The following is a 7,525-nucleotide window of genomic DNA, read 5'->3' on the forward strand; positions in this document are numbered from 1 at the left end:
TCTCCTACTGGCGGAACTTTTATTTCTATACTCATAACTGATGTATTATTTTTAATCTACGTTGTATATTTTACTTACCGATTTCTTGGCAATTTTCTGTTCTTTTTCTGTTACCGGCATTTCGAAAGCTTTCGCCAAGATATAAGCTTGCTGGTCGGCATGTTGTTTTGCGAACCCTGAAGCTGTACTGCTGCTTTCTTTTCTTGAAATTACTTCAATATTACTAAAGATCGTTTTTCTTAACTTTCGCAGAAGAAATGGCCATGCACCCATGTTCTCTGGCTCTTCCTGTACCCAAATTGCTTCTTTTGCATTTTTATAACTTGCATAAGCAGCTTCCATTTGTTCAATTGGTAAGGGATAAAGTTGTTCTACACGAACGATTGCTACATTTTTAATCTGATCATTGCGTTGTTTTTCCAACAACTCATAGTAGATCTTACCGCTACAGAAAAGCACCCTTGTTACCTCTGTTGCAGTAACATTAGTATCTGTAATCACTTCATGGAATCTGCCTTCAGTGAATTCTTCCAATTTAGATACACATGCCGGATGACGTAGTAAACTCTTCGGCGTAAACACGACCAAAGGTTTTCTGAAATCACGCGCAAACTGTCTGCGTAACGCATGGAAAAAGTTTGCTGGCGTCGTACAATTCGTCACCTGCATGTTATAGTCTGCACATAACTCCATGAAACGCTCAATCCTTGCTGATGAATGTTCCGGGCCCTGGCCTTCGTACCCGTGAGGTAACAACATCACCAAACCATTTTCACGCTGCCACTTTGTTTCTGCACTGGCAATATACTGGTCTACGACAATCTGGGCGCCGTTAAAAAAGTCACCGAATTGTGCTTCCCAAATGGTCAGTGCATTTGGATTGGCCATGGCATAACCATATTCAAATCCTAAAACACCATATTCAGATAAGTGAGAATTATAAATATCAAAAGAACCCTGGTCAGGCGAAAGATGAGCTAATGGGATATATTCCTCTTCCTGATCTTCCAGCGTTAACACAGCATGACGGTGAGAGAAAGTTCCACGCTCCACATCCTGCCCGCTTAAACGAACCCTTTTACCTTCAGTCAGTAAAGTGCCGTAAGCAAGTTGTTCAGCCATTGCCCAATCAAAAATGTGAGTCGCAGTTGCCATTTTATTACGCTCATCAAAAAGTTTTTCAATCTTTTTAAAGAACTTCCTGTCCTTAGGCAAAGTACTTATTTTATTGGCAATCGAAAGTAAAGTGTCTTTATCTACAGAAGTGTCAGGCGACGTTTCGAAGTCTTTTGCCGATGCAAGGCGCATCTCCGCCCATGCACCACCAAATTTCACATCCTGGTAAGTAGACACTAATTCTTTAGCTTCATTTAAACGTTGTTGCAAAATACCACGGAATTCTTTTTCCATCTCTTTTGCCATACTCGCTTCCAGCGCTCCTTCTCCAATTAATTGCTTAATGTAAATATCACGGGGATTAGCATGCTGCTCAATTGCTTTGTACAAAAGAGGTTGAGTAAATTTCGGCTCATCGGCTTCATTGTGTCCAAACCTGCGGTAACATAAAATGTCAATAAAGACATCATTTTTATACCGCATGCGGTATTCCATAGCCAGGTTAATCGCGTAAACCAATGCCTCCACATCATCACCATTTACGTGGAATACTGGCGACAAAGTAACTTTGGCAATGTCTGTGCAATATGTACTGGTACGTGCGTCTTTGTAATTAGTTGTAAAACCAATCTGGTTGTTAATAACCAGGTGAATAGTACCCCCGGTTTTATAACCGTCAAGGCCAGCCATCTGAATCACTTCATAAACAATACCCTGTCCGGCAATTGAAGCATCACCGTGTATCAAGATCGGTGCAATGAGTGAATCATCACCACCGTATTTAAAATCAATTTTAGAACGTGTCATTCCTTCCACCACACCATTTACGGTTTCCAGGTGAGAAGGGTTAGGGCAAAGGCTTAAATGAACATTTTTACCTTGATTGGTAGTTACATCAGTTGAGTAACCCAGGTGATACTTCACATCGCCACCAAATGGAGAAGTAGCACTGTAGCCTTTACCTTCAAACTCGGCAAAAATATCTTTATAAGTTTTTTGCATGATATTGGCAAGTACGTTTAAACGCCCCCGGTGTGCCATACCAATTACAAATTCTTTAATACCTAAATCGGCACCTTTTTCAATCACTGAATCCAATGCTGGAATTAAGGCTTCCGCACCCTCTAAGGAGAAACGTTTCTGTCCGAGAAATTTAGTGCCTAAAAAATTCTCAAAGCTTACTGCTTCGTTCAATTTCTTTAAAATCCTTCTTTTCTCTTCTATAGAAAACTTGGCCGTATTACGGCTGCTTTCCATTTTATCTTCAATCCAGGTAAGTACCTCAGGCGTACGGACATACTTATACTGTGCACCAATGGAACCACAATAAGTTTGTTCCAGAAAAGCAACAATGTCTCTTAATTTAGCTGCCCCAATACCGATTTCCACACCTGAATTAAATACTGTATCCAAGTCTGCTTCACTTAAGCCAAAGTTCTCCAATGCCAAGGTAGGCAGGTGCTTTCTTCTTTCACGAACAGGATTGGTTTTGGTGAACAAATGGCCCCTGTTTCGGTAACCATCTATCAGGTTCAGTACATTCACCTCTTTAAAGAAATGCTCAGGTGCCTGGCTGGCTACTGTGCTGTCGGAAGCACTTCTTCCGAAGTCAAATCCTTCAAAAAATTTCTGCCATCCAAATTCAACAGCATGAGGGTCTTCTTTATAAGCTTTATATAAGGAATCAATGTATTCAGCATTTTCGCCGCTGAGATAAGATAAATTATCCATTATGTTTTTGATATTCTATAAGTACGGTAAAATTAGGATTTTACCTTATAAAACAGGCAAAATTCTTTATATTTCTTCGAAAAAGTCGACCATGTCACAAACATTTTTTAGGGGTACCAACCGCTCTTTCATTACAATGTCAAATTCAGAAATTAAACTTCCAGCAACGATCAAAGGAACGCCTAAATTGTCCATAACTTTACCAATTATTTTATTTACGTCCTTACCTAAATTCAAAGAGGTAAGAACCATAAATGCATAATCGGGTTGAAAAGCATCGATTACTTTATTAATATCCCCATATGGAATGTCCTGACCAAGGTACAGGGCATCATGCCCGCATTTTTTCAACAGGTACCTTGCAAAAAGCAAACCAATCTCGTGAGTTTCAGCTTCAGGAAGAAATAAAAGGAAACGCTTAGGCGCCTTTTTCACCGGCTTTTTCACTTTAGATATCGCAATGATAAGCTGGTCGCGGATCAGGTTGGAGGCAAAATGCTCATGCGCCGGATCAAGGGTACTGGTTTGCCATAATATACCCACCCTTTTCATAAAAGGGAACAATACAATGTCCATAGTTTTTTCCAGGCCCATCTCTTTGATACAACCAGAAAGTATCCTGGAAAAGGAATCTTCATCATAGCGAAGCGTGGCTTCAGATAAACTAAGCACCTGAACCGCATCATTATTCCAGTCGGCTTTCAGTTGCGCAACCAGGTGATTAATTTGTTGGGGACTTAAACTCGCAATCTTACTTATTTTATAGCCGTTTTCATTTAATGTGACAATATTCAGCAGCATTTTAAGATCCTGCTCATCGTAGTAACGGATGTTTGTGGTTGTCCGTTTGGGCGGCACCAGGTTAAACCTCGATTCCCAGGCTCTTAACGTGTGCGCCTTAATCCCAATGAGGGCCTCTATATCACTAATTGAGAATCTTTTCACAGTATGATAACAAAACTTAAACAAATTGGTTTAAAATACAATTTTTGTTTATTAAATAAACAAAGATGTTTTAGATAGCGGCGGCAACCTCAAGTATTTTGAGCTGCTTGTCGAGGTTAAATGTGCTTTTAGAAACATCGCCTGGCTTGCTTCCGCCTGCTACAATAGACCAGTTGCACCAGTTATTTGCGGGGGCATAATCTATCGACTTCTCTTCAAAATAGGCTGCACCTTTCGTCCAGTCTACTTTTAGCACATGGATGAGGTAAGTGGCTAGCAACAACCTACCTGTATTAGGGATAAAGCCCTTGGTATTCAGCTGCTGCATGTATTCATCCACAAGACCATGTCCGGTAGTACCTGATTTCCATTGCTGTAACAAACGGCCCTCCTCTTTTCCTGCTAATCCCTTATCTGGCTGATTAGCTAATTCTTGAAAGAAAGTGAAGCCATGTTTTTTAAACATAAACCTGAAATAATCCCGCCAAAGTAAGCCTAAGATGATTTGATTAAAGTTTGGATGCGCACCATGTGCTTCCTCGGCATCTTTAATCATCCAATAGACCATACGTGGTGACAAACAACCGACGGCCAGCCATGGAGACAAACGTGAAGAAAAGCCTTGTCTTCCGGGCAAAGGTTTTGTCTTGAGATAAATAGCAGAACCTGGTGCCAGCAAACTTGTCAGGTGTTTTAAGCCCTCTTGTTCGCCACCAATGAGTTCTTGTTGTACAGGCTCATCCAGAGAAGAAGACGGCAGCAAGCTTATGAGCTCAGGGATCGAACCCCAATCAGCCACCTCTGTAAAATTAATCACCTCGGGTGCCAGGAAACAGGCTTTGACGATGGCATCACGTTCCGTTTTTTTCTTGAACTGCGCAAAAACATCAGGGATGTCCTTTATTGGAAATGGTAAATCCTCCTTATTATATAAGGTATGCCCAATGAAATGCCGAAGATTTACTTGTATTTTCCATAACCGGTCTTCCACATCCGCAGAAACACTGGTTTCTTCCGCAGCAACTTCGCGGTGATGATAGACCTCCGCGATATCATATTGCTCGACTAAATCAGGTATAATCTCCTCAGGAAACCCCATCTTTATCAATAAATCACCCTCTAATTGCTGAAATGAAGTTCGTAAAGCAGCAACACTTTCTTGCAGGAACCTGGTCCGTATTGCGCCCGACTTAACCACGGGTGGCTCAGATGATGAAACATGGAATGTGCGTGGATCGAAAATATAAACCGGTAAAATTTCGTTTGACTTAGCAATAGCTTCCACCAACATTTCGTTATCATGCAGACGGAGATCATTTCTAAACCAAACTAATATCTTCTTGGGTTTCATTTTGTACAGGCAGTTTTGGGAACAGTAAAAGTACCTCATTTTCGTTACTTAAAGCGAACAGCGCTACAATAATTACACAAGCAAAACAAAATGTTACAATAAACATTCTATAATAGTAGATTACACCTTTCTTTTGATCAAAATGGCAACATTCTCATGAAAAAACACATCTTAATAACCGGAGCAACAGGAATGGTAGGCAAAGCCCTTTTAAAAGCTTTAATTGACGATGGATACACGATTTCGGTATTAAGCAGAAAACCCATTAAACTGTCCGGCATCCAGGTTCACCATTGGGATGTATATCGTCAAAAGATAACACCGAACTGTCTGGATGGTGTTGACACCATCGTGCACCTGGCAGGTGAGAATATTGCTACAAAAAAATGGACAAAAGAACGTAAAGAACAACTAATCGACAGTCGGGTACGATCTACAGAGCTATTATATAAAACCATCAGAGAAACCCCTAACCAGGTGAAAGACATGATCTCGGCTTCAGCTGTAGGCTATTACGGCGATTGTGGCGATGAAATACTAACCGAAAACCGTGAAAATGGCTACGGCTTTCTGGCCCAATGTTGTGAAGAATGGGAAGACGCTGTAGACCAGGGAGAACAATTGGGTCTTCGCGTAGTTAAAATACGAACAGGTTTTATCCTGAAACATAATGAAGGGGGATTAGCAGCTATGGACAAACCCATTCGTTTCTTCGTAGGCGCACCATTGGGCGACGGCCAGCAAATGGTTCCTTGGATACATTACCAGGACATCACCGAGATCTATAAGGAAGCTATTTCCAACCCAAACATGCGTGGCGCCTACAACGCCTGTGCACCTTCTCCCGTAAGTAACCTCAATTTAACAAAAAGCATTGCCCAGGTACTTAAGCGACCGGTATGGCCGGTATCAGTCCCCGAAACGGTGCTAACTGCCATATTAGGTGAAATGAGTTCCGTTGCGCTAATGAGTACCAATACCTCCGCTCAGAAGTTGCTCGACACGGGTTACACCTTCAAATACACCCAATTGGACCACGCATTAAAAGATATTTATAAATCCTGATGCAGCAAGAAATCGTCATTTGCTGGCTCCGAAGAGACTTACGTTTAACGGATCAAGCCGCCCTTTACCATGCCTTAAAAAGTGGGCAACCAGTGTTGCTGCTATTTATTTTTGACAGCAATATATTAGCGACTTTGCAGGACAAAAAGGATCCAAGGGTAACTTTCATCTACCAGACCCTGCAAAAGATGTTTCATCAACTGCAAAGTCATGGCTCCACCCTCCTGGTTAAATATGGCACCCCCAATCAAGTTATCGCGCAACTAACCCAGCAATACCAGGTAAAAGGAGTTTATGCGAATCACGATTACGAACCCGCTGCACGCAAACGTGATCAACAGATCAGCGAACTGCTACATCAGCACAACATCCCATTTTTCACATACAAAGACCAAGTTATTTTTGAGAAAAAGGAGGTACTGAAAGACGATAGTAACCCTTATACCGTTTTTACACCTTACTTTAGAAAATGGCAAAGTACCTTGACACCCTTTTTCCTCAAACCCTACCCGGTCGAAAAATATTTAAACAACTTGTTTAAAAGTGAGCCATTTCTTTTTCCTGCATTGACTGACCTGGGCTTCGAACAGTCAGACCAGTACTTCCCTTCAGCTCATTTTGAAGAGAAGCTTGACCAGTACGAGATACTCCGGGACTACCCTGCCAATGAGACCACACGAATCGGAGTTCACCTGCGGTTCGGGACCGTAAGCATACGGTACGCGGTCCACACGGGACTAGCGAAAAAAGCCCATAAATGGGTATCTGAACTGATTTGGCGAGAATTCTACATGATGATTTTATACCATTTCCCAAGAACAGTAAACACGTCATTCAAATTAGCTTACGATAACATCAAGTGGCGAAATAATGAACAAGAATTTGAAGCCTGGTGTGCCGGAGAAACCGGCTACCCTTTAGTTGACGCCGGAATGAAGCAAATGAACCAGACTGGTTTTATGCATAACAGGGTACGTATGGTGGTGGCCAGCTTTTTAACCAAACACTTGCTGATCGACTGGCGCTGGGGTGAGGCCTACTTTGCGGAGAAACTACTGGATTACGAAATGGCCAGTAACATTGGTGGCTGGCAATGGGCATGTGGCTGTGGTAACGACGCTGCACCCTATTTCAGGGTGTTTAATCCAGAACTTCAGGCAAAGAAGTTTGACCCGCAAAACAGGTATATTGATCATTGCCCCGGAACCATTGACAACGACCTCTACGGAACTGACTCCACCATAGGCTACGACACTGCCATGAACACCATAGTCGAGTGTGTCGACAAGATACGCGACACTGCAACGTCGCACGACA

4 protein-coding genes and 2 pseudogenes are annotated in these 7,525 nt (G+C 42.0%); 3 read left to right on the forward strand and 3 right to left on the reverse strand.

The window, feature by feature from the left end:
* Positions 1–51: 51 nt before the first annotated feature.
* The 3 genes from ACR2F3_RS00300 to ACR2F3_RS00310 form a co-directional block, all read right to left on the reverse strand.
* Complete coding sequence (locus ACR2F3_RS00300) at positions 52–2,847, reverse strand: 2-oxoglutarate dehydrogenase E1 component (RefSeq protein ID WP_432707988.1); 2,796 nt, start codon at positions 2,845–2,847, stop codon at positions 52–54.
* Positions 2,848–2,913: 66 nt separating this feature from the next.
* Complete coding sequence (locus tag ACR2F3_RS00305) at positions 2,914–3,792, reverse strand: MerR family transcriptional regulator (protein WP_432707989.1); 879 nt, start codon at positions 3,790–3,792, stop codon at positions 2,914–2,916.
* Between the two features lie 70 nt (positions 3,793–3,862).
* Complete coding sequence (locus ACR2F3_RS00310) at positions 3,863–5,143, reverse strand: DASH family cryptochrome (protein WP_432707990.1); 1,281 nt, start codon at positions 5,141–5,143, stop codon at positions 3,863–3,865.
* A gap of 156 nt (positions 5,144–5,299) precedes the next feature.
* On the opposite strand from ACR2F3_RS00310, the gene ACR2F3_RS00315 reads away from it, so the two are divergent.
* From ACR2F3_RS00315 to ACR2F3_RS00325, 3 genes and pseudogenes are all read left to right on the forward strand, one after another.
* A complete protein-coding gene (locus ACR2F3_RS00315; protein WP_432707991.1) occupies positions 5,300–6,208 on the forward strand; it encodes a TIGR01777 family oxidoreductase in 909 nt (302 codons plus the stop codon).
* Positions 6,208–7,344, forward strand: a pseudogene (locus tag ACR2F3_RS00320) (cryptochrome/photolyase family protein); the annotation flags it as partial. The gene ACR2F3_RS00315 and the pseudogene ACR2F3_RS00320, both read left to right, overlap by 1 nt.
* A 63-nt stretch (positions 7,345–7,407) precedes the next feature.
* A pseudogene (locus ACR2F3_RS00325) lies at positions 7,408–7,525 on the forward strand (6-phosphofructokinase); the annotation flags it as partial.

It is taken from the genome of Pedobacter sp., assembly GCF_045627485.1.
Classification (GTDB): Bacteria; Bacteroidota; Bacteroidia; order Sphingobacteriales; family Sphingobacteriaceae; genus Pedobacter.